Raw genomic sequence first — 665 nt, forward strand, 5'->3', positions numbered from 1 at the left:
ACCGGCTCCCGCGCCGGCACGTGCCGCCGTCGCCGCCCCCAGCGGCGGCAGTGGCGAGCAAGTCACGGTGCGCCGTGGCGACACCGCCGGCAAGATCGCCTCCGCCCACAAGCCCGCCGACGTCTCGCTCGACCAGATGCTGGTCGCGTTGCTGAACGCCAACCCCGACGCCTTCGTCGGCGGCAACGTCAACCGGATGAAGGCCGGTGCCGTGCTCGACCTGCCGAACGCCGCCGCAGCGAGCGCCGTGCCGGCCGCCGACGCGCGCCGCACGATCACCGCGCAAAGCCGCGACTTCGGCAGCTACCGCCAGCGCCTCGCCGAAAACGCCCCGACCACCAACGTGGCCGCAGCGAGCCGCCAGGCCTCGGGCAAGCTGCAGGCCAGCGTGGAAGACCGCAATGCCGCCGCCAGCGCACCCGACAAGCTCACGGTGTCGCAAGGCAACGCCGCCGCGCGCGCCGCCGATGAAAAGGTCGCGCAGGCCCGCCAGGCGCAGGACAGCAGCAACCGCGTTGCCGAGCTCACGAAGAACATCAACGAGCTGAACAAGCTCAAGGCCGGCACCGGCACGGGCACCGGATCGCCCGCTGCCGCCGCCGCGCCCGCAGCGCTGGCCACCACGCCCGGCATCGCCGTTCCCGCACCGCTGACCGGTGCCACGA

At 73.5% G+C, this 665-nt stretch carries 1 protein-coding gene; it reads left to right on the top strand.

Going from position 1 to position 665, the window contains the following annotated elements:
• Window positions 1–665, top strand: a 665-nt coding sequence (locus VBO01S_RS31555; RefSeq protein WP_303621495.1) for a type IV pilus assembly protein FimV, incomplete at both ends; no start/stop codon positions are given.

Origin of the sequence: Variovorax boronicumulans NBRC 103145 (genome assembly GCF_001591345.1) — a bacterium.
GTDB classification, from domain to species: domain Bacteria; phylum Pseudomonadota; class Gammaproteobacteria; order Burkholderiales; family Burkholderiaceae_C; genus Variovorax; species Variovorax boronicumulans.